At 63.0% G+C, this 22,707-nt stretch carries 22 protein-coding genes and 1 tRNA gene; 9 read left to right on the forward strand and 14 right to left on the reverse strand.

The genetic code is table 11. The features are described from left to right. Nucleotides 1–185: 185 nt before the first annotated feature. On the reverse strand, nt 186–659 hold the full coding sequence (locus A0J57_RS00085; RefSeq protein ID WP_025551551.1) for an Lrp/AsnC family transcriptional regulator: 474 nt from the start codon (nt 657–659) through the stop codon (nt 186–188). Between the two features lie 222 nt (nt 660–881). On the opposite strand from A0J57_RS00085, the gene A0J57_RS00090 reads away from it, so the two are divergent. From A0J57_RS00090 to A0J57_RS00105, 4 genes are all read left to right on the forward strand, one after another. Then, the gene (locus A0J57_RS00090) at nt 882–2,573 is read left to right on the forward strand and encodes a HAMP domain-containing sensor histidine kinase (protein WP_082718621.1); all 1,692 of its coding nucleotides are present in this window, start codon (nt 882–884) and stop codon (nt 2,571–2,573) included. A 51-nt stretch (nt 2,574–2,624) separates the two neighbouring features. Beyond that, a complete protein-coding gene (locus A0J57_RS00095) occupies nt 2,625–3,662 on the forward strand; it encodes a polysaccharide deacetylase family protein (RefSeq protein ID WP_061934587.1) in 1,038 nt (345 codons plus the stop codon). Nucleotides 3,663–3,687: 25 nt separating this feature from the next. After that, nucleotides 3,688–3,763: transfer RNA gene (locus A0J57_RS00100), tRNA-Ile, on the forward strand. A gap of 155 nt (nt 3,764–3,918) precedes the next feature. Next, nucleotides 3,919–5,304, forward strand: coding sequence for an integrase arm-type DNA-binding domain-containing protein (locus tag A0J57_RS00105; protein ID WP_076605735.1), 1,386 nt, complete (start codon nt 3,919–3,921; stop codon nt 5,302–5,304). A 40-nt stretch (nt 5,305–5,344) separates the two neighbouring features. Here A0J57_RS00105 and A0J57_RS00110 read toward each other — a convergent pair whose 3' ends face one another. The 4 genes from A0J57_RS00110 to A0J57_RS00125 form a co-directional block, all read right to left on the reverse strand. After that, complete coding sequence (locus tag A0J57_RS00110) at nt 5,345–6,049, reverse strand: nucleotidyl transferase AbiEii/AbiGii toxin family protein (protein ID WP_044662110.1); 705 nt, start codon at nt 6,047–6,049, stop codon at nt 5,345–5,347. A 4-nt stretch (nt 6,050–6,053) separates the two neighbouring features. Then, entirely contained in the window at nt 6,054–6,359 is a 306-nt protein-coding gene (locus A0J57_RS00115; RefSeq protein ID WP_235600721.1) for a hypothetical protein, read from the reverse strand. A gap of 177 nt (nt 6,360–6,536) precedes the next feature. Further along, a complete protein-coding gene (locus A0J57_RS00120) occupies nt 6,537–6,845 on the reverse strand; it encodes a DUF1778 domain-containing protein (protein WP_044662111.1) in 309 nt (102 codons plus the stop codon). Between the two features lie 174 nt (nt 6,846–7,019). Next, nucleotides 7,020–7,301, reverse strand: coding sequence for an AlpA family transcriptional regulator (locus A0J57_RS00125; RefSeq protein WP_082718616.1), 282 nt, complete (start codon nt 7,299–7,301; stop codon nt 7,020–7,022). A gap of 11 nt (nt 7,302–7,312) precedes the next feature. Here A0J57_RS00125 and A0J57_RS26295 point away from each other — a divergent pair, with 11 nt between their 5' ends. Both A0J57_RS26295 and A0J57_RS25085 read left to right on the forward strand, forming a co-directional pair. Next, nucleotides 7,313–7,489 (forward strand): hypothetical protein, encoded by a 177-nt coding sequence (locus A0J57_RS26295; RefSeq protein WP_157009830.1) that lies wholly within the window; start codon nt 7,313–7,315, stop codon nt 7,487–7,489. Between the two features lie 106 nt (nt 7,490–7,595). Continuing rightward, nucleotides 7,596–8,036 carry a hypothetical protein gene (locus A0J57_RS25085; RefSeq protein ID WP_235600722.1) on the forward strand — a complete coding sequence of 147 codons (441 nt, stop codon included), beginning with the start codon at nt 7,596–7,598 and terminating at the stop codon, nt 8,034–8,036. Here the strand turns inward: A0J57_RS25085 and A0J57_RS00130 are convergent. Next, nucleotides 8,020–11,748 carry a conjugal transfer protein TraG N-terminal domain-containing protein gene (locus A0J57_RS00130; RefSeq protein WP_044663125.1) on the reverse strand — a complete coding sequence of 1,243 codons (3,729 nt, stop codon included), beginning with the start codon at nt 11,746–11,748 and terminating at the stop codon, nt 8,020–8,022. The two genes, A0J57_RS25085 and A0J57_RS00130, sit on opposite strands and share 17 nt — an antisense overlap. A gap of 13 nt (nt 11,749–11,761) precedes the next feature. Continuing rightward, nucleotides 11,762–13,183 carry a conjugal transfer protein TraH gene (locus tag A0J57_RS00135; RefSeq protein WP_044662112.1) on the reverse strand — a complete coding sequence of 474 codons (1,422 nt, stop codon included), beginning with the start codon at nt 13,181–13,183 and terminating at the stop codon, nt 11,762–11,764. Nucleotides 13,184–13,310: 127 nt separating this feature from the next. On the opposite strand from A0J57_RS00135, the gene A0J57_RS00140 reads away from it, so the two are divergent. Further along, entirely contained in the window at nt 13,311–14,477 is a 1,167-nt protein-coding gene (locus A0J57_RS00140) for an ATP-binding protein (RefSeq protein WP_044662113.1), read from the forward strand. A 32-nt stretch (nt 14,478–14,509) separates the two neighbouring features. Here the strand turns inward: A0J57_RS00140 and A0J57_RS00145 are convergent, their stop codons facing one another. From A0J57_RS00145 to A0J57_RS00175, 7 genes are all read right to left on the reverse strand, one after another. Next, a complete protein-coding gene (locus A0J57_RS00145) occupies nt 14,510–15,106 on the reverse strand; it encodes a hypothetical protein (protein WP_044662114.1) in 597 nt (198 codons plus the stop codon). Further along, nucleotides 15,103–15,951, reverse strand: a complete 849-nt coding sequence (locus tag A0J57_RS00150) for a conjugal transfer protein TraF (protein WP_044662115.1) — start codon at nt 15,949–15,951, stop codon at nt 15,103–15,105. Before A0J57_RS00150 ends, A0J57_RS00145 begins: the two co-directional genes overlap by 4 nt. Next, nucleotides 15,948–16,547: a S26 family signal peptidase gene (locus tag A0J57_RS00155; protein WP_044662116.1), complete on the reverse strand. Its 600-nt coding sequence runs from the start codon at nt 16,545–16,547 to the stop codon at nt 15,948–15,950. Before A0J57_RS00155 ends, A0J57_RS00150 begins: the two co-directional genes overlap by 4 nt. Beyond that, nucleotides 16,519–17,367, reverse strand: coding sequence for a type-F conjugative transfer system pilin assembly protein TrbC (locus A0J57_RS00160; RefSeq protein WP_235600723.1), 849 nt, complete (start codon nt 17,365–17,367; stop codon nt 16,519–16,521). The genes A0J57_RS00155 and A0J57_RS00160 overlap by 29 nt, the downstream gene beginning before the upstream one ends. After that, the gene (gene traN, locus A0J57_RS00165; RefSeq protein WP_044663127.1) at nt 17,339–18,373 is read right to left on the reverse strand and encodes a conjugal transfer protein TraN; all 1,035 of its coding nucleotides are present in this window, start codon (nt 18,371–18,373) and stop codon (nt 17,339–17,341) included. Before traN ends, A0J57_RS00160 begins: the two co-directional genes overlap by 29 nt. A 59-nt stretch (nt 18,374–18,432) precedes the next feature. Continuing rightward, complete coding sequence (locus A0J57_RS00170) at nt 18,433–20,364, reverse strand: hypothetical protein (protein WP_044662117.1); 1,932 nt, start codon at nt 20,362–20,364, stop codon at nt 18,433–18,435. A 367-nt stretch (nt 20,365–20,731) separates the two neighbouring features. Further along, nucleotides 20,732–21,706 (reverse strand): TraU family protein, encoded by a 975-nt coding sequence (locus A0J57_RS00175; RefSeq protein ID WP_235600764.1) that lies wholly within the window; start codon nt 21,704–21,706, stop codon nt 20,732–20,734. A gap of 129 nt (nt 21,707–21,835) precedes the next feature. On the opposite strand from A0J57_RS00175, the gene A0J57_RS00180 reads away from it, so the two are divergent. Together A0J57_RS00180 and A0J57_RS00185 are read left to right on the forward strand one after the other, a co-directional pair. After that, entirely contained in the window at nt 21,836–22,144 is a 309-nt protein-coding gene (locus A0J57_RS00180) for a DUF1778 domain-containing protein (RefSeq protein WP_044663129.1), read from the forward strand. Nucleotides 22,145–22,171: 27 nt separating this feature from the next. Next, on the forward strand, nt 22,172–22,696 hold the full coding sequence (locus A0J57_RS00185) for a GNAT family N-acetyltransferase (RefSeq protein ID WP_044662118.1): 525 nt from the start codon (nt 22,172–22,174) through the stop codon (nt 22,694–22,696). Nucleotides 22,697–22,707 lie beyond the last annotated feature (11 nt).

Raw genomic sequence — 22,707 nt, forward strand, 5'->3', positions numbered from 1 at the left:
CCCGGAATTGGCCAATACAGGACATTCCCCTCCCGTAAACGGCAGGGGTTAGGGGTGGGCGCGAGCGTAGCGAGCTTCTGACTTAGCCGTTGCAAATTCCCGCTGATGTCGCGCTAGCCCACCCCCTAGCCCCTTCCCGCCTGCGGGAGGGGGAATGGCAGGAAACCAAGCCTGACCGTCACCCTTCAAACGGGAAGCGGCACGCCCGGCAGGTTCTTGGATGTCCTTATGGTGAGCGAGGTCTTCACGCTGACCACATTGGGGGCGGGCGTCAGTTTCGACGTCAGGAATTGCTGGAAGCTTTGCAGGTCCTTCGCCACCACCTTCAGGATGAAGTCGATTTCGCCGTTCAGCATATAGCATTCGCGCACCTCGGGTAGGGTGGCGATGTGGTCCTCAAACGCCTTCAGGTCGGCTTCGGCCTGACTCTTCAGGCTGACCATCGCGAAGACCGTGATGGTGTAACCCAGCATCGATGGGTTGACCACGGCATGGTAGGAACTGATGGCCCCGCTTTCCTCCAGCGCGCGGACGCGGCGCAGGCACGGGGGAGCCGTTAGGCCCACCTTGCGGGCCAGCTCCACATTGGTCATCCTGCCGTCGCCCTGCAATTCGCCAAGGATCTGGAGGTCGATGTCGTCAATATTGGGGCCGGCCATTATTCCGCTTATTTCCTTGCCAGTTAATAAGGCGTTACCATAATAATATTTCAGGACAATGCAATTGTCCCACTATGCGACGTTCGCATAAGAACCCGTCCGCGGCCCTTCCCCTTTGCGGCGCGAAGCATTATTCCTGTGTAACGATCTCTCCGGCGGAAGGTTTTTCAGCGCTGCGCCGGGGCTGGAATTTGGGGAATTCGGGTGCGCTTCAACGATCTCATGCAGACGGTTCTCGCCGCGGAAGGACGCAGCGGCATCGGGGCCGTCACGCTTTGGCGGCAATGCGTGGATCTGCTGGCGCAAAACGACCGGCACGACCGATCGATCATGTCCGATGCGGAGCGGGCGGCGCTGCTGGAACGGTTGACCGGACTGCTGCCGAAACTGTCGGAAACGCAGCGGATCGCGACCGTCGTGGAATTGGGCGGTCGGTTGCGGTCGCCCACGCTGGTCGAATTCTTCGCCAATGACCGCCCGGCGATTGTCGCCGCCGCCATGTCCCGTGCGCGCCTTTCCGACGCGGCCTGGGTCGAGATGTTGCCGCGCCTGACGCCGACGGCGCGTGGCGTGCTGCGGTCGCGGCGCGACCTTGGCCCGGCGACGCTGCAGGGGCTGGAGGCGTTCGGTGCGACCGACCTGGTGCTGACCAGCGATGTCGCGGTCGAGCAGGAAGACATGCTGCTGACCGAGGCGATGATCGTTCCCGCCGATCCGAAAATCGACCGGCCGCAGGCCGAGCCGGTCGAGGAGGCGGAGGAGGATCGCAGCCAGATCCGCAATCTGGTTGACCGGATCGCACGCTTCACCAGCGCCCGGCGCGCAGGCGACGCGGACGAAGCGCCGCAGCGCCCCGCCATCACCGGGCCCCGCGCCTTCGCCTTCGAAACGGATGCGTCCGGAACGATCGTCTGGATCGACCAGGGACCGCGGGCGGCGCTGATCGGCCTTGCGCTCAACGAGACGGCGCTGGAAGGCGGCAGCGGCCCGGATGGCCATGTCGCGGGCGCCTTCATGCGGCGCAGCGGTTTTCAGAACGGCCGCTATACGATCGTCGGCGGCACGATGGCGGGCGAGTGGCGGCTGTCGGCCACACCCTTTTTCGATCCGCGCTCCGGCCGTTTCCAGGGCTATCGCGGGCAGGCCCGGCGACCCTATCTCCACGAAGTCGCCGTCGAACCCCGCGCCGAGCCTGTGTCCATCGCCGGTCTGTCCGCCGATTCGATCCGGCAACTGGTGCATGAACTCCGCACGCCGCTGAATGCGATATTGGGCTTTGCCGAGATCATCGAACAGGAACTGTTCGGTCCGGCAGGTCCCGAATATCGCGACATGGCGGGCAAGATCGCCGTGGATGCGCGGCATCTGCTGACGGCCTTCGACGATCTGGACCTTGCGGCGCGCGTGTCGCGGGGCGAGGGCGGGAACGAGGCGCCGCGCGCCGTCGACCCCGCGCTGCTGGTGACGCAGGTTTCGGCGCGCTTCCGCGAGCAGGGGGACAGCGCGCAGATCGACATCGCCATGGCGCGGGGCCTGCCGATGGTGCGGATCGATCCGGTGCAGGGCGAGCGCATGATCCAGCATCTGCTGCGTACGCTCATATCCGTTGCACCGGCCGGGGAAGCGCTGACCGGCGCCTGCTGGTATCAGCCGGACGGGGCGGAAGGGCGCGTCATACTGGCCATCGACCGGCCATCGACGCTGGCGGGGATGGAAGAGGACCGGCTGCTCGATCCGGGCTATATGCCGGACGGCAATTGGGCGGATGGCCCGCTGCTGGGCCTTGGCTTTTCCCTGCGCCTGATCCGCAGCCTGGCGACGGGGTGCGGCGGGGCGCTGGACGTCGAACCCGGCCGTTTCCTGCTCGCCGTGCCGGCCATGGCGGAGACGGAGGATGCCGTCGGCAGCGCCTGACCTGCGCCGAGGGAAACCCTATCGCAACCAAATCCGGGTAGCGGTGGCGGGATGACGACGCTTTTCCATGACGGCAACCTGCTCCGCGCGCCGGCGGCGGAGGACAGGGTCACGCTCGATCCGGACTTCGGCACGCGCTTCATGCTGTTCGTGGATACGGAGGAGGAGTTCGACTGGAACGCCCCCTTCCGCCGGACGGGGCATGGCGTGACGGCGCTCGACGGAATGGCGCGTGGCCAGGCCTATTTCTCGGCGGCCGGGGTGAAACCCGTCTATGTGACCGACTATCCCGTGGTCGACAGCGACGCAGCGGCGGAGTTGATGGGACGCTGGCTGGCCGATGGCGCGGCCGACATCGGCGCGCATCTGCATCCCTGGGTTAATCCGCCGCATGTCGAGGAGGTGACGGCCGCCAACAGCTATGTCGGCTTTCTGCCGGAGGCGGTGGAGCGGGCGAAGCTGGAAGCGCTATGCCAGCGGATTGCGGAACGGTTCGGCGCTCGCCCCATCGCTTACCGGGCCGGCCGCTACGGTGTCGGGCCAAATAGCGCCCGCTTGCTGGAGGAGGCGGGCTTCCGGCTGGACAGTTCGGTGCGCAGCCGATTCGATTATGGCTGGCAACATGGTCCGGACTTCCGGGGCTTGCCGCAATATCCATATTGGGCCGGACCCGGGCGGCGCCTGGTGGAGCTGCCGCTGTCCACGGCCTTTGCCGGTCTGCTGCGCGGCGGTGGCGAGCGTCTGTACCGCGCGGCGCAACTCATGGGACCGATGGCTGGCGCATTGGCGCGTACCGGGATGTTGAGCCGCATACCGCTGACGCCCGAAGGGATCGACGCGCGGGAGGCGATCGCCGCAATCGACGCCCTGTTGGGGGAGGGCGTGCCGGTGCTGAATTTCAGCTTCCACTCCCCGACGCTGGAGCCGGGGCATACGCCCTATGTTCGCGACGAGGCGGACAGGACCGCCTTCTATGGCTGGTGGGACGCAGTGCTTGATCATCTGGACAGGCGAAATGTTCGCCCCGCGACGCTGGATGCGTTCCTTAACGCAGTCCAGCCGCGAGGACAGGCTTGCCAAGCGGCCTGATGCTGCCTATCCGGGCAACAAGGTGGGGCCTGTAGCTCAATGGTTAGAGCTGGCCGCTCATAACGGCTAGGTTGCGGGTTCGAGTCCTGCCGGGCCCACCAACACTCGATTTCATGAGCATTATGTGATATCATAAATCCCTATAAATCAGGGGTTTGTGAGCCGTTGTTCATCCATAATGTCTCAGGATGTCTCGGGGTATCTCACGAATCGTGGGGTATCGGTGGGGGTATCGAAACCAATTTTTGGGGTATCGATGACTCTTACATACGCTGAAGCGAAAAACGCCGCCGCCACCGGGCGGAATTACAAGATGACCGATTCTGCCGGTCTCTATCTCTATGTCACAAAGGCCGGCGCGAAGTCGTGGCGGTTCAGATATCATTTTGCCGAGCGCGAGAAGCTTGTCACTTTCGGGCTGTTCCCCGAGGTCGGGCTTGCCGAAGCGCGGGAAAGGCAAAAAGAGGCGCGCGAACTGCTCCGGCAGGGCATCGACCCTGCGGTGGAGTTTGTCCGACGGAAGGCGCAGGCCGTAGTTCAGGCGGACGCCAGTTTTCGTACCAAAGCCGAAGAATGGCTTACGGAAAACGAGCCTTGGTGGTCTGCCGCCAACGCCTTCAGGGTTCGATCGAGGATCGAGAAGGACATCTATCCTGAGTTCGGGAAGCTCCCGGTCAGTCAGGTCACCAGCGAAATGGTCCTCATCGCCCTTCGCAAGATCGAACGGAGAGGCGCGATCGAGACTGCGAAGCGGGTCCGCGGCTACATCCTGGGTGTTCTCAAGCGCGCTCGCGGCGAAGGGCTGGTGACCACTGAAACGATCGTCAGCGTCGAGATCGTCGCGGATGCGCTGAAACGCTCGCCTCCGGGGATCAAGCAACCAGCGCTCACGCGCGTGTCCCAGCTTATCGAATTTCAGAGACGCGTCGATCTCTCTACCGGTGGCCCGTTGAGCAAGCTGGCCTCCCGGCTGCTCGCTCTGACCGCCGTCCGCGTTGGCGTCCTTCGAACCGCGTTGTGGGACGAGTTTGAGGGCATCGACTGGGAAGATCCCGACAAGCCTGCGCCGGGGGCGATCTGGCGGATACCCGCCGGGCGGATGAAGCTGGCCGTCGAGGACAAGAGCAATGCCGCTTTCGGCCACGACGTCCCGCTTTCCTGGCAGGCTGTCGAAACGCTGCGCGCCATACGGGTACTCACCGGAAAGTTCAGCCTCGTCTTCCCGAGTAGCCGGTCCTGGCGTTTGCCGATGAGCGACGCGGCTGTCAGCACCTTGTACAAGCGGATCGGGGATGGTGCCTATAAGGGGAAGATGGTGCCGCACGGCTGGCGTTCGGCATTCTCTACGGTGATGAACGAGCGGGCTGCGGAACTCGAGCGTGACGGCGATCGCATGATCATCGATCTTGTTCTGTCGCATGTGCCCAAAGGCATATCGGCGTCGGAATGGGCCTATAACCGCGCGCGCTACTTCAAGCCGCGGCGGGAGATGCTGCAGGCCTGGGCTGATCTGATCGGGGACGGGCTCGAAAGCCCGTTCGCTCTGGTGAATGTTCGGATGGCCAAGGGCAGGCTGCTTTCACGCTGGGAAAGCGCGCCGACGGGTCCGAACGTCATCCAGTTCAGGCCGGCCAGGCGTTAGGCCAGCCAGTTTGATCTTGCGAGATCGAAGGGCGCTGGGTTCAGGGATTGCGTGCCGCGCTAGCGGCACGCAGACTTGAAATCGTTTCGGTGAGATATTCGCGGCTCATAGCCTGCGCCGTATCAACGAGATAGGCCGTCCCTGGCCTGAACATCAATTGGCCAATGATCGACCGAACGAATTCTGGCTTGGCGTTCTTGATGATTTCCAGCGCCTTTTCGCAGTGGCCCAGGCCACATTGTCGCAGTGCCGAGACGACGTAATCGATACCGTGCTGATCGCCCACGGCTGCGAGATCAAACATGTCACGCGGCTGGAAATTCCATCCACGGTAATACACCTTCTTCGCGATGATCTCGGCAGGAGTTTCAAGATTAACATCGCGATTCCTGATGACAGCTCTCTGAGTAGGGTCATCGGTTATGCTTTCGCAGCAAATAAAATCGATCTCGCCTATATCCTTATAGGCAAGCTTCAAAACCCCATTTCCGTCCGCGACGTAGCTATCAGGCCGTCTGTTGAGAGAAATTCCCTGTGTTTCAGGATTGAGATAGGGTATGATTTGCGGATCATCCAAAAACAGATCGATGTCATGGCTTTCGCGATGATCGATTTGCAGCATGAGTGCCGTGCCGCCGCCGAAGGTCCAATCTGGAATGAAGCCGTTGGTCGACTGAAAATGATCGAAGATGTTGCCCGCCAGATCGAACAGGATTGGCCACTGGCTCGCTTGGTTGTTCGGCACCCGTTTAAGCCGCCAGAGGCAACGCGTAGCCGGAAAGCTCCGAAAACTGGCATGCTACCTTGCTGGCCGCTGCGGCACTCACGCCCATCTCCTTGAGAAAATCCTGTTGAATGTCAGCAGGAACCTCGGAGAAGAAAGAAAAGGCCATAGCGTTGAAGGTGACCGCACTTTCCAGATCGGTGAGAAGCTCGGCCAGTTGATGCGCAGAAAGGTCCGCCCCGTAGGGAGCGTTCACTGTCGTCAGAACCTGTACCGTTACGCTACTCATCGAACTACCTCGAACGATCTCCGTCGGATCGATCACTACCATATATCGATCTTATGTTATCAAAACAAGAATGGCAGAAATTACCATTAACTTTCAAACATCTATGCGAAAAATTGGCCTGATCGACCATTCCGTCATTCAGGAGCGACATGGCGGCTTCGATAGGTAGCAGCATAATCAGTTCGCCCAATTCGGCATCGGTCTGCAGTCGACCGGACTTCAGCATTCCCAAGCCGGTTTGCGCCGAAATAGCTCCTGCAACGGCTCTGAAGGTGCGGGCGGAGAATCGAGCATTGCCAGGAACCGCTCATGCTGCTCAGCGTCGAGCAAGAAGGTGCGTTGGTCGAGAATGGCATCCTCGGCTTCACGGCGCGCGCAATCGAGCATGAACTCGGAGAGTTTCTGGCCGCGCAAAGCGGCTGCACGGGTGAGGACGGCCTTCATGCTTGCCGATGCCCTAATCTGGATGACATCATCCTTGGGCGCTGATGAGCGCCGGTTCGAATTCGGTTGTACCGTCCGCGCCATTTTTGCGAGCCTTCCCTTAGATTCCCGGCATGCCTTTCTTCTAATGACGATGCCAATATATTTTTGGTGGCGGTCGATGCGCGGTGCTCAGAAGGGGCCGCTGGCGAAAACCGTCGGGGTGCCGCACTGGTTCGTCTGGCTTAAGACGGTAGATTGTTGGGCCCCCGCCTGACCTTATCGCCGCGCGGATCGCCTTTTCACCGTCTGAATGAAGGCCTTTGGATTTGCGATGAAATCCTCAATGTCGCTTCCGTACCATCCAACGCATCGTGGGCTGATCTGCTGTCGGTTGGGGAAGTGGCCCGCAGCCTCAAGCCTGTAGATGGTCGCGCGGGAGAGACCCGTCCGCTGAGCAACCATGGCAATGCGCCACAAGGAGTCGGTACGACGATCCTTCGCAGCAGGTATGACGAACTGCTTTGCCGCATCCGGCGGCGCCGAAACATTTTTAGGCATCAATCAACCTCATGAATGAGGTCTGCCCGGCCAAACAAAATGATGCCGCCGAATCGCAGGAAAATCAATGGATTTGCTCGATTTATCTGGTGGCGACGGCATTTTGTGAGAGCGAAAACTGGACCCGAAATGGGGGCATCGACGAAGGGAAGGGGGAGGGCGCGATGGGTAGCAGGGGGCTGGAGTGATCGGATCTTGGTAAACCAGGTGACAGGAGGACGAAACTTCCTGATTTCGGAGGGTTAGCTATTTTCCGCGCGGCTCCAAGATGGTAGGTTCGGCGAAGAGGAATTGATGATGGCTGCAACCATTGAACCCAATGACGCGGATCGGAACCCCGACGAACTTCGTCTCAGGGATTGGCTTTCGCGACCCTGGTACGCGAAGCTCTGGTGGAGTGGCGTGCCAGTCTATTGGCTGGGCATGCTTGCTGCCCTCAAGCTGGATGCTTTGACAGAAGTTTATCATTCGGCTGCCGGTGGATATCTGAATATCTTCTTCTTTCCGCCCATTGTGGCGCTAGTTCTCTCTTTCGGATTCATTCGACGCTGGTTGGGATCATTGCCAGCTGCGACAGACGGTGAGTTTGATGAGGACTATTTTAGGGATCGCAGGAAATACGGCCCATCGGGGATGCCGTGGCAGTTTGATCCTCTAGATCCGCGATCTGGCGCATTCTGGATTGGCAATCCTTTAAACCCGCTCAATCCCAGCAATATCAATCGCGTTTCTTGAAATGAGGATCGCCATCAAATGGTCCATTGGCAAGATCTGTGGAGAAGCGCCCCCCGCTTAGCAGGGATGACTGCTCCCAGGATGTCACCGGAGCATTTACATCGACTGTACCTCGGCCACTATCGGCATCTTCGAGATATCGATTTCGCAGTCCATCGCGTCCAAGAATTTCAGCCGAAAGGTGGTTGGCGAATGAAGATGCCGGATTGAGCGATTTGGACGCCGCACGCTCAGAGTTTGCGATTGCCTGGCGTACTTCGAAATTGACTATGTTGAGCTGGGCATTGGCCGCTTCGCTGGTTGTTCCGCTTTCCTGCGAGGACGCACCGAGTGACCCGGCAAACTGACCAAACCCAGCCGCCGCTCCTGCGCGGCTGCCTTTGCTTCCACGACTCGTTGATCCACCACTGATCTCCGCTTGGACAGAAGTGCTAAAGGCAGACTGGTCTTGCGCTGCTCTCGTAATCGACCGTTCCCAACCGGTCTGAGCCATGATCGCCTGCACATCCCGTTGGAGCGTGTCAGCGATCTGCGGCTTGAGACGCCAATTGCCCTTTCGGTCCATTTCGAATCCGCCCTTGAGCCAGTTGGCCATGGCGGCGCGACCTTCGGCACCGCCGCCCATGAAATGCTCGATCGTGTCGGGACCGGCCTGCTTGCCGGCCTCGAACCGCGTGCTGGTGTCATTGCGCGCCGATTTCTCGAACCCTGCGCTACTAGAGACGAGCAGGTCATTATGAGCGAGGCTGAAGCGGGCATGGCCGCCATTGGCGACCGCACCGAGCTGGCTCTCGTTAAGGAGGCCAGCCTGCCACATCTGGGCGGCCGTCGCCGGGGTGAGGTTCATCCTGAAATCGCCATTCTGGTCCATGGCGATCTGGCGCTTGCTCATCTCGATGCCGTTGGCCCGCAGCAGCCCCTGCATGCGGGACAGACGCTCGCGCTCTACGATACTGGTCATCCGCGCGTTTCGCGCCCGATCAGCGATGCGGTCGGCACCGCCTTCCGACATGTCGAGCTGGTTGCCACTCGCATCCGCCAGCGTCCGAATGAAGCTGTCGAGACGAGCTGCCTCGCGCGTGGACATGCTGGCGGCCTCGGCGCCTTGCGCAAAACCAAAATTATCCGACTGTCGGCGTTGCTCACCGATCCGGGCGGCGCTGCGTGTTCCATCGTGTCCGACCTCCTTCTGCGCGTCGAGTTTCCCCGACCGCTCGGCGAAGTCGTAACCGGCAGCTTCGCGGGTCCGGCCATAGACGCTGGTTCCTTCGCGCGCCGCTTCGGCTGTCGCCCCGTCCGCCGTCCCAAGATCGGTCGCCGCCCGATAGGTTTCGAGAGCCTTGGTTACCTGGGCCTCATTCCGGCCAGTGGCGCGGGAGAGTTGCGTGATGGCGGAGGAGCGCGCTTCACCGGAGAGGGCATTGATGAAGGCGATGCGGCGGCTCATCTCATCAACGGGGAGGCCGAGCATGGTGGCGGCGTTGCGGTGGCCCTGGTTCCCGCCGGTGCGATAGGCCTGCTCGGTCGCAACATTGCCTCGTTCCACCTGAGACACCCGGTCACCGGCGTAATCCCGGCGTCCCTCCATGGTGCCGACCTGCACCTGGGCGGAGGTCAGATCGTTGCGCAGCATTTCCTCCTGCGCGTAGCTGTTGGCGATGAGCTTGGCGAAGGTCGGATCGGCGCTCGCCTCGGCGATGACCCCGCTCGCCTTCAGCGCCGCGTCCTGCGGTGAATAACCCCCGCGCTCAAAATGCCGCGTCGCCGCCTGCATCATCATGCCATAAGCGCGAGTGTCGCCGAACGCCCGCCATTGGACCAAGCCTTGGGTGAAGGCCCCGAATGCCTTCTCGCCCGCTTCGCCCGACCCGAAATAGCTGGTGCCAAGGCTTCGCAGTGCGTCCTTTTCGGCAAAGTTGTGGATCGCGCCGGTTGCCGCCGCCGCGCGCACAGCGCTCGCCGTCGCCGGATCATTGAGGTCTCGGCCGTGGAGTGCAGGCGCAAGGCCGCCCAGTTCTCGTGCGGCGTCCGTGCTTCCGAGGGCCATGGCCGCGCTGCCGGGCGCCCCGCCGCCATGGGCCGCACCAACAGCGCCTGCTGCACCGAAACTCCGGTTGGTGCCGAAGGTTGAGCGCTCCCCGAAGTCACCGAAGCCGGAAGCGGCCGACCGGCGTGAGCCCGTGCCCATGGCCGAGGCCTGCGCTTCAAGGGCCGTAGCAAAGCCTTCGGAGGTCGAGACCCCGGCAGCCGCGGCCGATCCCTGGGCCTGGACGCCAAGCGAACCGCCGGTGAAGGATGAGAAGACGTTGCCCGAGAAGCGGAACACCGTGAACACGAACGCTCCAGCTAGGCCCGCCGCTGCTGTGCGGAAACTGCCGAAGATGGCGAGCGCCTTCATCGCCGAGGAGGGGGCAAGCATCCAGGTCGTGGCGGCCACATGATTGGAGCGCATCTCGGCCAGCACCGCCATCGCGCGGCCAAGGGTCAACTGATAGATGCCGGCGTCGATCACGCCCCACAGCGCCACGAAGACGAAGAGCCCCAGCGCGAAGCTCGCGACCCGCAGGTTGATCGGCGTGAGGATGAACAGCAGCGCAATCGGCATCATGAACAGCATGATCCCGAACACTGTCGCCCGGATCGTCGGCATCCATTCATTGGCGGTCGACATGGTGGCAAGGCCTCCCGCCACCACCGCGCGATTGGCCATGACGCGGGCGGCTGTCGCCGGGCTGTCTTCGAAGAGAACATCGCCCACGCTGTTTCCAAGCAGGATGTTGGTGAAGAAGGCCTGGGCGGTGAGCGGCGTTCCCAGCATCATGTCGCTCATTTCGGAGAGATTGCTGCGGCAGCGCGCGAGCTGGTCGGCCTTGGCGATGTCATAGCCGGTGCGCTGGCAGACCTGGGAGGAATAATCCTCGAAGATCGCCGGGTCGGAGAGCCGATCCGCGATATGGGTCCAGGCCTCGTTGCAGCTGACCGTCGTGCCGCCCTTGTCCGAGGCTGTGAAGATGGTGCTGAAGGTCGAAGGCCCCGCCATGGCGGCGAAGGACGCAGGAAGGTCGGTGCTGGTGCGAAAGAGCTGGTCGTCGTCGATCCCATAGGCCGGCGAGACGCGGGCGACCGGATAGCATTGGCGGACATAATCCTTGATCGTCGCGTCGAGAAAGGCATCGGTCATCGGCCCTCGCGGACTGACGGCATTGAGGAACAGGTCGAAGGCATGGCCGCCCGCACCGAATTCGAGCTTGGCATGCGGGTCGAGTGTATTGTCGTCGATCGTTTCGGCCAGCGCCCGCTCCATCATGTTGGTGACGCCCGCCACCAGAACGATGAGATTGGGGACGTCGCCGACCGGCTGATATGCGTTCCTGACCCGATCATAGACATGGACGGTGCCGGTCGTTGCGACAAGGCCGACGAACAGGCCGATGCCGACCAGCATCTGAAGACCGAAGGCGACAAGGCCCATGCCGGTGCCGCGGATCATGGCGAGCACGGCGCCGAGCGCCATCCCGACGACCGCGACGATCAGCACCAGCGTTTCGTAACGCGGATCGGCGAAGATCATCGAGACGAGCCGGAACGCATCCACCGTCTCGGCAAAGCCGTCATAGGTGTGAAAGCTCGTCTCCAGAGCGAGGGCAGGGGAGGCGATGAACAGGCTGGCGAGACCGCACAGCAGCGCGGGCAAGCGGGAGATGAGGCGCATGGTGTCCGATCCTTCAGCGGTTGCGGCTGGCGGCGGTGCCGGCGGCGTCGCGCGCGTCCCGATCGCGCTGGCGGATGAGGCCGGCATAGCCCGTCGAGAGGTTCGCCTGGGAGAGCGCCGCCATATAGGATTGCCGCATCTGCGCGCGCTGGCGCAGCACCTCTTCGCGCAGGTCGCGCAGCTGTTCGATGCCCTTGGTGAGGATGCGGGTCTGGCAGATATTGGCGCTGGTTCTATCGGCGGCGCCCGCCGCGCTGGTCCCGCGCTCGGCATTGGAGATGGCAAAATCGATGCTGCGGGTGAGGTCGTTCAACATCTGATAGGCGAGCGTCAGGGCGACCAGCTCGTCGGTATCGCCAATCACCGAGTCGACCACATCCTGTCGCACGCCCCATTCAAGCATCCGGTAGACCGGCAGGGTCCGCACATTGGCGACGAACTGACGCTCCTCGGCCGTCAGCGCTGCGCGCGTCCTGATCTTCTCGGCGATCGAGGTCATGCGCTCACGGGTGAGCGCCAGCGCGCCCTTGGTCCCGTCCTGCGTGCAATCGGCGGCGGTGGCGGGCATGTTGAGCGCGCGGCGCATGACCCGGCCGCTCAGGAAATCATCGGACGACTCGGTATCCTGCCCAGCGCAGGCGGGGATGGCCGAGAAGAGCGGCACCTTGTCGTTGGCGTCCCAGCGCATATAGACGTCGCCCACCCGGGCGCGCATGACGCCCGCCCAATCGGCGGCGCCGACGCGGGCCGCCGCATGAGCCAGCAGCGAGCCGGTGCGGAAGATGTCGGTGACCTCGGCCGGGCAATTGGCGAGCGCGTCCTTCAGATCCTCGGTGGGGCTATTCCCGTTTGCCTGGATTTTCTCTCGGCTTTGCTGATAGCTTTTGGCGTAACCTTCCTTCACCGACTTGTAGCCGGTCATCTCCTCAATGATCCCCGACATGTTATCATCGCCCTTGGCGATCTGGACCATCCGGTTAGCAAGGCGGCAGTCATTCACCTGGATGGAGTTGAGGAAATTGGTGGCCGCCTCCATCTTTGAAATGATGTTCCCCATCTTCTCGTCGAGGGTTTCGAGCAGATATTGGAAAGCGACGGCGGGCGCGGCCTGGAGGATGCTCTCGAGCTTCTGGACGAGATAGTCCGGGTCAAGGAAGGACATACCGCCCAGAAACATGTCGATGCCGCCGCAGCCCGCCTTCACCTTGGGCATGGTGAGCGACATGAGATAATCGCTATGGACATCGATCCGGCCCGACATGCCGCCCGCCGTTACATAGCCGCGAGTCTGGTCCTCGAAGCTGCCGGGGCTGGTATAGGTCACATTGTCGAACCAATGTTCGGCCCAGCTCTGGGCGTGCGCGGGCATAGCTGTTCCGCAGGTTGCAAGCAGAGCCAGAACAGCTAGGGTCGCGCTATATTTGAGATGGGGCATGGCGGCTTCCTTGTCTTGAGGAGTAAGGAAAGGGCCCACCCGCCATATGCGCGCCCTTTGGTATTGCTTGCAAAATCTCTAGACAATTAACCTTGCAAATTCGTAATATCGATCCAAATATGCAAGGATGATTGAACGCCGTATCAAAAGCGAACTTGTCGCCCGACTGGATGAAAGCCCCGCAGTCGCCTTGCTCGGGCCACGCCAGGTCGGCAAGACGACACTCGCGCATGAGATGGCCGATGAGCGGCCATCCATCTACCTCGATCTTGAATCGGATCGGGATCGAGCAAAGCTTACGGATCCCGAACTCTATCTCGAAAACCATGAAGACAAGCTGGTCATACTCGATGAGGTTCATCGGCTGCCGGACCTGTTCCAGCTTTTGCGGGGCCTGATCGATCGGGGTCGTCGGAAGGGATTGCGGACGGGCCGATTTTTGCTGCTGGGCTCGGCTTCGATCGACTTGCTGGCTCAATCGGGCGAAAGTCTTGCCGGGCGCATCGCCTATCTGGAAATGCGTCCGCTCGACGCCCTGGAGGTGGGCGACGGTGATGTTGATCGGCTTTGGATTCGCGGCGGCTTTCCCGACAGCTATCTCGCCACCAGCGATGCCGCGAGCCGGCGTTGGAGGCAGGACTTCATCCGAACCTATCTCGAACGTGACATTCCCATGCTGGGTCCGCGTATTCCTGCCGAAACGCTGAGGCGTTTCTGGACGATGCTCGCCCACCATCAATCGGGCCTGTTGAATGCCTCGGAACTGGGGCGCAGTCTTGGCGTCGATTCCAAGACCATCGCCTCCTATCTCGATCTTCTGGTCGACCTGCTTCTCGTCCGCCGTTTGGAACCCTGGCACAGCAATAGCGGCAAGCGGCTCGTCAAATCCCCGCGAGTCTATGTGCGCGATAGCGGCATCGTTCACACATTGCTGGGTCTGGGCTCCCGCGAAGATGTGCTGGGACATCCCGTCGCTGGTGCGAGCTGGGAGGGGTTTGCGATCGAAACGCTGATCTCGGCAGCGCCTGAGGGCACGCAGGCAAATTTCTACAGAACATCGGCTGGCGCCGAGATCGATCTTCTTCTCACCATCCCCGGCCACGGTCTGTGGGCGTTCGAGATCAAGCGCAGTCTTTCGCCCAAGGTCGAGCGGGGCTTCCACCACGCCTGCGCTGATCTCGATCCGGTGCGCCGGATCGTCATCTATCCTGGAGAAGAGACCTACAAGCTCGCCGAGAATATCGAGGTTTGCGCGATAGCCGAGGCGGGCCGATGGCTCCTGTCTCTGCATTGACGGAATGTCGATGATTGAGGCTCCCTGCATGATCAGTTCCGATTCCGCTCTTTTGAGGCGGTACCGGCTGCGACAATGCCGGTGAACTTCGCCATGGCGCGCACGCCGACCGCGGCCCGCACGCCGGTCTGCATCTTGAGTCCGAGATAGATGTTGCGGGCGAGATTGGCTGGATGATCCGTCCCGATCGCGATCGGCAGGATGCGCGCCTCGTCGGAGGCGGGGCGGAGCCAGGCAACGGGATGGCCGATCCAGGGGAGGCCAAGCCGTCCCGAGCGGAGCATCGCCTCCTCCCTGCCGATCGGGCGGACCGCCAGGCCATAACGTGTCTTGAGGGCGAGGAGCTTGGTCCAGAGATCGCCACAGGGGAGGCAACCGGGCGCCGTGCTCATCTCAATGACGAACGCGGGTCCCTGGCCCTTCAAAGCCGCCTCGAAATCCGGCGGATAATCGACCGTTCGAGGAACGCGGGCGAGCCAGCTCTGCATTTCGCTGGCGGTGGACACCGGATGGATCGCGGCGCGGGCCGCCTGGGTTCGGTCAGGCGCGCGTCGTTCCGCCTGCGCCTGAACCGGGAGCGGCAGCGCGCCCAGCAGCGCGATCGATGCTCGAAGGTGGAGGGCTCTCATGGGCGGACACCGCCTGGGTTTGCCATCGGATCGGCGGCCGCAACCGGACCATTGGCGAGCGCGTCGAAAAATCCATTCTCTTCGCCCGCGCCCGTCAGGAATTGTTCGGGCCTGATGTCGCCTGATAGCAATTTCACCGCCTGATAGGCGGTCTGGATGAGCGTCGGGAATGTCTCGACGCCATTGGCGATAACCATGCGCTGCGCGGAGTTGCGGCGAATGACCATGGTGGTGGGCGTCACCTCGACGCCGAAGCGGGCGCTAAGCTCGGGCCGCCGGTCAAGGTCCTCGCGGATGATCTGCCAGCCCGTTTCCTCCTGAAAGCGCTGGAGGATCGGCCATTGCACCCGGCAATAGCCGCAGGAGGTGCGCGAGAACATGACGAGCGCGAATTCTGGGCCGCGAGAGCGCAGATAGGCGCGGCGCACCGCATCCTTCTGCGCGCCCAGCGCGTCGCGCGCATCGCCGATCATCGGATTGGCCGACTTGGCGCTGAGTTCGGGATGGGTGAGCATCGCCAGCTGTGTGACGCCCGCAAAGGCGCGGGCCTTGCGCCGCGCAAAATCCTCCAGCCGCCAGAAATCGGATACGGCTTCGACGGTAAGAACGGTCGCCGCATAATCACGCTGGTCTGCGATCAGCTTGGCGATCCTGGGCGGGCTCCATCGCGCGAGTTCGGCCATGGGCGGGATGACCGGGGCTGGTGGCACATCATCGTGCGGCGTCTCGGTGGGATCGGGCTTGGCGCGATACCACCAGTAACCTTGGCGGATCGTGTCCTCTCCTTGGGCTGCCGCCGGGAGCAGCAGGCCAGCCACTGCCAGCAGGGCAAGCGCGCGCCTCACAGGATGCGCTCCATGCGGGTGAGGCGGTCGAGCCGGACCGGCCCGAAATAGCGGCTGTCAAAGCCCCCGGCATGATCGGAGCCGACATAGACAAAGCCCTGCGGGATCGGTCGATCACCCCAGCGCAGATGGGGAAGGGGCCGACCGTCACGGCCGAAGGGCCGGCTCGCGCCAAGGAAGGTGCGGTCGCAATAATACCAGCTGCGGGTGCCCTCGCGGCCATCGACCGAGAGCCGCTCGATTTCGCGGAGGCGCTCGCCCGGAAGGCAGAGCGCCCGCTTCGTGACGCTCACCGGCTTCGGGCCGGCGATGGGGTGGAAGAGCATGAACTCGACGAGATCGCCCTTTTGGATCAGACCCGGCGCGCGCCGTACGGCCCAGGCATCGATCGACGGGCTCATGACCAGGGTGATGCCCGGCAATCCAAGCCAGGTGAGGGTCGCGACGGGCAGGATGACGGCGAGGTTCAGGGCCAATCGCCTGTTGTCGGCAGGCTGGTCACCGACCGCACCGCCGAGCGCGCGGGCCGCCTGCGCGGGCAGGGCCTCGAGGGCGGGCCAGAGCCGTCTAGCGGCGAGACAGGCGAGACGCAGCATCGCGGACCTCCTGTTTGCCGCCAAGGCGGGCATATTCTTCGAGAAGCCCCGACAGCGCGGCGTCGCCATAGACGATATGGCTGGCGCTTGGGCCGACCTCGTCGTCGCGCTCGCAATAGGGAAGGGTGGGATCGCCCGGCACCATGGCGAAGGCAGGGACCTGATTGACGCCATGCTGGCGGAAGAGGATCGGGTCGACGATGAGCTGGACGTTGCGCATCGTGCAGGCCGGACCTCCGCAGCCAGGATCGACGCGCAGAATCTGCGCCGTCAGTTTCGCCAAAGGGCCGATTTTGCTCATGCCCCCGGGAACGCCACGAAAGGCGATAACCCCGCCCACGGACTCAAGCTGTGCGGCGTAATTGCGCAGGGTCTGGAGCGGCATGGAGGAGGAGGCGAACAGCATCGGCACCCAGCTCTTTGCTGAAGCCGCTCCGCGCACGTCCTTTGGCTTCGCAGAATCGATCGGCGCAGCCAGCCCCAGGGCCTCGTAAAGGCGCCTTTGCAGGGCGTCATGCTCGGCCGCCATGCGCTGCGCGGCGTCCTCTCGATCCTTGCGCGCCCGCGCTTCGATGTCGGGAAAGCGCCCCTTCTGTCGCATCGCCTCGAACGCCCGGCGGCGCATCGCCTGCGATGGTTCGGGAATGCCGGTCGGGCCAGATATAGCGGGCTTGCCTGGGGCGGGCTTGTCTGGTTCGGCCGGCTGGGGCTCTCCCACGGTCTGCCCGCCTTGCGCCAGCGCGGGGGCGGCGGCGCAGAGCGCGACCATGGCGCCGGCGCGCAGCAAAAGGTCAGGGATGGATGATGCTGAGCGTCGCATCGATCTTCTCCTTCATGTCGATCTGGATGTCGGATTGGGCGCGGGCCTCGATGTCCGAATAATATTCGCTGAGATCCATCCGGCTGAAATCGAGCGCCTGGAACTCTTCGGCGGAAAAGCCGCGGCAATAGGGATGCTCGGGCGTGCCCCAGCCAAGACTGTTGAAGGCGGCGAGTTGCGGCCGGCCCTGCTCCTGGATGATGCGACCCAACTTGGTGTTGAAGCAGCAATGGCCCCGCGCCTTCTGGATGCAGATTCCCAAGATACTGGACGAGCAATAGGTGCCGACCTCATGGCACATGCCCGAACCGCGCAGCATGCCGGTCTCCATATCCTGTTGGTCGCAGCTCTGGAGCAGCACCTCAATCATGTAATTGATGGCAAGGCTGATCGCGATCGAGGTGGGATCGATGCCGACGATGATCGCATGGGCGCCGGCCGAGGCCGCCTCGCTCGCGGTCGCGCCCGCCTTGAACGCGGTATAGGCCGCTTTCATGCCGGTAAAGACGCCCTTGGCGATCGCGATCTTGGTCGTGATGGAGCTCAGCGAGCCGCCCATCCCGTCTTTCACGATCTTGCCCTTGTCCTTGCAGCAATTCTGGAAGGTGACGCTGGCGCCAGGCGGCCGGCAGCGCAGCGCCCGTCCGCCAAATATCTCGATGGTGCCAAGGCAATTGCCGTCGGCATCGACCGGGCCGTCACCCGGCGCGCCCGGATCATCGACGACCGCTTCATTCTCGATCGGCGTGGCAGCGGTATCGATGCAGCTGTTGGGCGAGCAGGCCGGCACGCCCCCTGCCGTCGGAGTCTTGCAGGCATAGCTTGCCCCCAGCGGACAGGCATAGCCGCCCTGCACGTCGGCCACGCAGTCGACCTTGCCGATGGGGCAAAGCGATCCACCGTCCGCAGTCGTGAGGCACTGCGCCATCTCTCCCTCATCGGCGGCATCGCCATTGCCATTGAGGTCGGCGGCGCAAATCTGTGCTGCCTGGGCAGGCGGGCTCATGGCAGTGCCAAACGGCGCCAGCGCGCAAGCGAGCGCCAGGCTGAAGGCGAGCCGGCGGGTCATCGCGCCACCGCCGTGCAGGCAAGGTCCGAGCCTGCTAGCCGGACCGTCTGCATCATCACCACCGCCTCGGGAAAATCATCGAGGCAGCCGCAGGGTGAGACGATCTCTTCGCCGTCGCCCAGCGGGCAGACATTGTCGGCCGAACAGACATGATAAAGGCTGTCCCAGCCAACGGGCAGATTCTGCTTTTCCGCCACGAGCCCCGCCGGGGCGACGCCGCTATTGGCGCTGGCCGCGCGGGTCTTGCAGATGGACTCGCAGGCCGCGACCGCCGGACGGTCGGGGAGCGCGAACGCGCGGGTCGACTGGACGAGGGCGCCATCGCTGCTCCGGGTCTGGTCGGCGAGCATCGTCTCGGTCGAATGGTCGATGATATAGGTTGCCCGGCTGAGATCGGGCTGCGCTGTTCCCGTTGTGTCGACGACGCAGGCATAGCGGCGCGTGCGCAGGAAGAAGTCGCGGCCATATTGAAAGGTGCAGCTGCCGGTGCCGAATAACCGGGTGAGGGGCAGGGGTTTAAGGCCCGTGACGACGCCATTGCGGACCGTTTGCACGCCGTCGATATCTTCCTGGGTCAGGCGGCAGGCGGGATCGCTGGCATAGCCCGCGCAGAGATCCACCAGCCGCTCGCTCACCTCGCAGCTCGTGTCGACCTGGATCTCGACGGTGACGTAGCCCCAATTGCCGCCACCCCCGCCGCGCACCCGCGCGCTGACGGACGTCGCGCCGGACTTGAGCCTGTCGGTAAAATCGATGGGCGTGCGATTATACCAGGGATCATCGCTGATCCGGCAGTCGCCAGACGGCAGGCCATCGCCCGTCCAGAGGCGCTTGCCCGCCGAGCCCACGACCTGACCATTGATCCGGCCCTGAACCCAGTCGTCCGCGCCCATCTCGATGATCCGCGCCGAGACGATCCGGCTGGGCAGCAACGGACTAAAGGTGACGGTATAGACGGGCGGATTGCTGCCGCAGCTCCCCGCACCCCGGATCTGGAAGCGGAGGCATCCCGTGCCGCAACTGCTGGTCGAGGTGATCGAGCCACTGGCCGAGACGATGTCGGTGAAATCCCAGGCCTTGACGTTGATCTCGCGCTCGATCGTGCAGGACCGCGTTTCCTCCGCCTTGCCGTTCCCCGCCGGCGAGGCCGCCAGTGCGGTGAAGACCGAATTTGCCTGCGAGGCGGCATAGGCGTCGCCGCTGATCGCGGTTGGATTGGCGCGATAGCTCGTCGCGGACACCGCAGGCGAAGAGGTGCAGGCGGTCGTCTGCGCGCCGACATAGCGGATGGCCGGGCCGTCGATACTGGCCTGCGCCACCGCGATCCGGGGATCGGCGGTCGTCAGCGCCCCGATGACCCCGCCACCCAGATCCTTCAGGACCGAGGGGAGATTGCCTGCGACCAGGTTCGCGCCGCAGCTTGCATTGATGCAATAGCAACCCGACAGATCGGGCATGTCGACCTGGCTGAGCTTGAGGTCGCCGCTACCGCCGACATCCCATTTGAAACTCTGGCACTGGTTCCAGCTTCCGGGCGAACAGGAGATGACGCCGTTGGCGCAGATTCCCGACACTGGGACCGGGAGGGTCAGGACCTGGTCGAACGCGCCGTCGAGATCCTTGTCGCGGGAAATGGAGAGATGGGTGATGTCGCCGGTGGTGCCGGGCTGAACCAGCATTTCAAGCATGGTGGCGCTCTGCTGACAGGCGAGATTGGGTGTGAAACTGCGGCTATTGTCGACCGTGCTGACAGGTTGATTGGCGAGACCTGGCGTCAGATAATTGTTGCTGATCGCATCGCTGTCGCCGGATTTGGCCCGCGAGGCCGCCGCCGCTGCCCGCGCTCTCGCGTCCATGTCCTGCGCGAAGGCCGATTGGACGCTCAGCGCTGCCAGTATCGCGAGCGAGGGGGAGAAGGGCCACCTCATGCTTCTTCCTCACGTGGGCGAGAGCGATTCACGGCGCGGAGCCGGAAAAGGGGGCAAAGCCCGACCATGTCGGGTGGTGCCGACAGGCATTGGAAGGCGGCCTTTCCGTCGTTGATGGTCAGCACGGCCAAAGCGGGCGAGGATTCAGGCAGAGGGGGGTATCCTCGCTCGCCGGGGGTACATCTGGCCGTGCTGACCTTCTCCCCGTGCGTTTCCAAAGCCGCACGGGAAGAATCGGATGATGGAGCGGCGCCGGATGGCGACGGTGCCGCTCCGCCCACGTAGCGGCCGACCGGGCCAACATGGCCTTGGCGGGCAGACCGGGCAGGAAGGCGGGCCGCTGTGGGACAGGGGGGAAGGGTCTGGCTCATGGGGTGGACACCCCCGCGCAGCAGATCACCTTTTCAAAGGACATGAACTGGGCATTGTCCTTACCTGGCGCATGTTTGGCCGAGGACCAGAGCGCGCCGGGACGTCCGATATTGACGCACTTGCCGCCCTTGACCGGTTCCATGATCTGGAGCTTGTAGCGGCTCTTGGTCCAGATCGGCTGGGCCTTGAAGGAGCAGCCGTCGGCAGAACTGATGGTGAGCGCACCCAGGCGCCCCATCATGAACGTGCCTCTGGCAGCAAGACCCGCCCAGGCCTCGACGCTGTCGCCAAAATGGATGTCGCCCGCGACCGGATAGGTGGCGCCCCAGCTCCCCATGCACCAGAAGAGCGGGTCGATGACCTTTCCCGCGGCGGCCGCGGCGCTGTCGGCCATGCAGGCAAGACCCGCGGCGGGATTGCCGAAGAGAATGCCTTCGGGCTGGATGATCGCGCCCAGCGTTCCCGATTGCCAGGTCGGCAGCACTTCGGTGATCATGGCGACGTCGAACCCGTCATCCTCGATACAGGGGAGGTCGGTGAACATGTCGAGCATCTTCCAGACCGGCGAGATGTAATAGTGCATCTGCGCGAACATCTTCTGGCTGTTGGTGCCGTCGGCGATCGAGGACTGGCTGCCCTGAAGCCTGCCGCCGGTGGGGAGGAGATCGGCGCCGATCGCCATCATGCATCCCGGCTCGGTCACGACGTCGATCATCCGGTTGGGCGACCAGAAGCTCACCTTCACGCCGAACCAGAAGGTCGCGCCCTTGCGGCAGGCGCAAAGCGGCTTGGACGCGGACTGGGCATCTAGCTCCTTGTCGAGCTTGTCGAAACTGCCCACCCGCACGCCGCCGATGGTGATCGGGAAGATACAGTTCCACCGTACCTTGGTGATCGGATTGAAGATGGTGCCGGCTTCGCATTTGGAGGCGTGGGCGGGCGCGGAGGTGCCGCCGGCGGCCAGCGCCAGTGCGAGCGGAGCGATGCGCGTGAAGAGGATCAGCCTCGCCCGGCGTCGAGAAAGTCCTTTGATCAAACTTGAAATGTGCGCCTTAAAGGCGTACATATTGCGATAGACAGGAATGACGAGGTTTTGGCGATGCAAGCGTTTGAGGACGTGGCGGCTGCGGTCAACGAACGCAGCACGGTCCGCATGAATTTTCGGACCAAGCCTCATATCAAGCAGGCGATCCAGCAGGCCGCCGCCTGGTGCGGCGTGGATGACTCCGCCTTCGTGATGAACGCGGCCTATAAGGCGGCGCTGGAAACCATCCAGACCCATGAGCGGACGATCGTGAGCCGAAAGGATTATGATGCGATCCTCAACGCGCTTGAAAATCCTGTCCCGCCCTCGGAGGCTTTGCGGGATGCCTTCGCGCGTCACGACCAGATGATCGAAAGCCGGTAAGAGCGCACTTTCGTGATTGAAAAGGGAATGGTGATCGAGCCGCTCGATCCTGCGCGGCATGATCGCGCTATTTTTGCGTCCGGCATCGAACAGGTCGACAATTATCTGCGCAAGACGGCTGGCAAACTGGCCCGGGCGGATAATGTCCGGGCCTTTGTGCTGTTGTCGCCGGACGGGGAACTGATCGGCTTCTACACCCTCAATGCACACAGCGTCGATTATGGGCATCTGCCCGCATCCTTCACGCGCAGCAGGCCGGGCCATGGTCAGATACCGGCAGCTTTCATATCGATGATCGCTATCGACGCCCGGCATCAGGGAAAGGGCCTTGGAAGCCTTCTCCTCGCCGATGCACTCAAAAGAATTGGCCGTGCCTCCAGGGACGTCGGCATCGCGGTCGTGCTGCTTGATATTCTTGACTGTGGTGACCCGGCGAAGGTCGAGAAGCGCAAGCAACTCTACATGCGGTACGGGTTCCAGCCCTTGCCCGACATTCCGCTGCGGCTTCACCTTCCTGTCGCGAGAATTCACGCCTTGTTGGACATCCCGTAGCCTATCGCTGA

The organism is Sphingobium sp. 22B (genome assembly GCF_001580035.1).
Lineage (GTDB): Bacteria > Pseudomonadota > Alphaproteobacteria > Sphingomonadales > Sphingomonadaceae > Sphingobium > Sphingobium fuliginis.

What these genes read in the sequence shown, in the direction of transcription:
- A0J57_RS00085 (WP_025551551.1), bottom strand. Translation starts at nt 659, where the DNA reads ATGGCCGGCCCCAATATTGACGACATCGACCTCCAGATCCTTGGCGAA.
- A0J57_RS00090 (WP_082718621.1), top strand. Translation starts at nt 882, where the DNA reads ATGCAGACGGTTCTCGCCGCGGAAGGACGCAGCGGCATCGGGGCCGTC.
- A0J57_RS00095 (WP_061934587.1), top strand. Translation starts at nt 2,625, where the DNA reads ATGACGACGCTTTTCCATGACGGCAACCTGCTCCGCGCGCCGGCGGCG.
- A0J57_RS00105 (WP_076605735.1), top strand. Translation starts at nt 3,919, where the DNA reads ATGACTCTTACATACGCTGAAGCGAAAAACGCCGCCGCCACCGGGCGG.
- A0J57_RS00115 (WP_235600721.1), bottom strand. Translation starts at nt 6,359, where the DNA reads ATGGTAGTGATCGATCCGACGGAGATCGTTCGAGGTAGTTCGATGAGT.
- A0J57_RS00120 (WP_044662111.1), bottom strand. Translation starts at nt 6,845, where the DNA reads ATGGCGCGGACGGTACAACCGAATTCGAACCGGCGCTCATCAGCGCCC.
- A0J57_RS00125 (WP_082718616.1), bottom strand. Translation starts at nt 7,301, where the DNA reads ATGCCTAAAAATGTTTCGGCGCCGCCGGATGCGGCAAAGCAGTTCGTC.
- A0J57_RS26295 (WP_157009830.1), top strand. Translation starts at nt 7,313, where the DNA reads ATGAATGAGGTCTGCCCGGCCAAACAAAATGATGCCGCCGAATCGCAG.
- A0J57_RS25085 (WP_235600722.1), top strand. Translation starts at nt 7,596, where the DNA reads ATGATGGCTGCAACCATTGAACCCAATGACGCGGATCGGAACCCCGAC.
- A0J57_RS00130 (WP_044663125.1), bottom strand. Translation starts at nt 11,748, where the DNA reads ATGCGCCTCATCTCCCGCTTGCCCGCGCTGCTGTGCGGTCTCGCCAGC.
- A0J57_RS00135 (WP_044662112.1), bottom strand. Translation starts at nt 13,183, where the DNA reads ATGCCCCATCTCAAATATAGCGCGACCCTAGCTGTTCTGGCTCTGCTT.
- A0J57_RS00140 (WP_044662113.1), top strand. Translation starts at nt 13,311, where the DNA reads ATGATTGAACGCCGTATCAAAAGCGAACTTGTCGCCCGACTGGATGAA.
- A0J57_RS00145 (WP_044662114.1), bottom strand. Translation starts at nt 15,106, where the DNA reads ATGAGAGCCCTCCACCTTCGAGCATCGATCGCGCTGCTGGGCGCGCTG.
- A0J57_RS00155 (WP_044662116.1), bottom strand. Translation starts at nt 16,547, where the DNA reads ATGCTGCGTCTCGCCTGTCTCGCCGCTAGACGGCTCTGGCCCGCCCTC.
- A0J57_RS00160 (WP_235600723.1), bottom strand. Translation starts at nt 17,367, where the DNA reads ATGCGACGCTCAGCATCATCCATCCCTGACCTTTTGCTGCGCGCCGGC.
- traN (WP_044663127.1), bottom strand. Translation starts at nt 18,373, where the DNA reads ATGAGCCCGCCTGCCCAGGCAGCACAGATTTGCGCCGCCGACCTCAAT.
- A0J57_RS00170 (WP_044662117.1), bottom strand. Translation starts at nt 20,364, where the DNA reads ATGAGGTGGCCCTTCTCCCCCTCGCTCGCGATACTGGCAGCGCTGAGC.
- A0J57_RS00180 (WP_044663129.1), top strand. Translation starts at nt 21,836, where the DNA reads ATGCAAGCGTTTGAGGACGTGGCGGCTGCGGTCAACGAACGCAGCACG.
- A0J57_RS00185 (WP_044662118.1), top strand. Translation starts at nt 22,172, where the DNA reads ATGGTGATCGAGCCGCTCGATCCTGCGCGGCATGATCGCGCTATTTTT.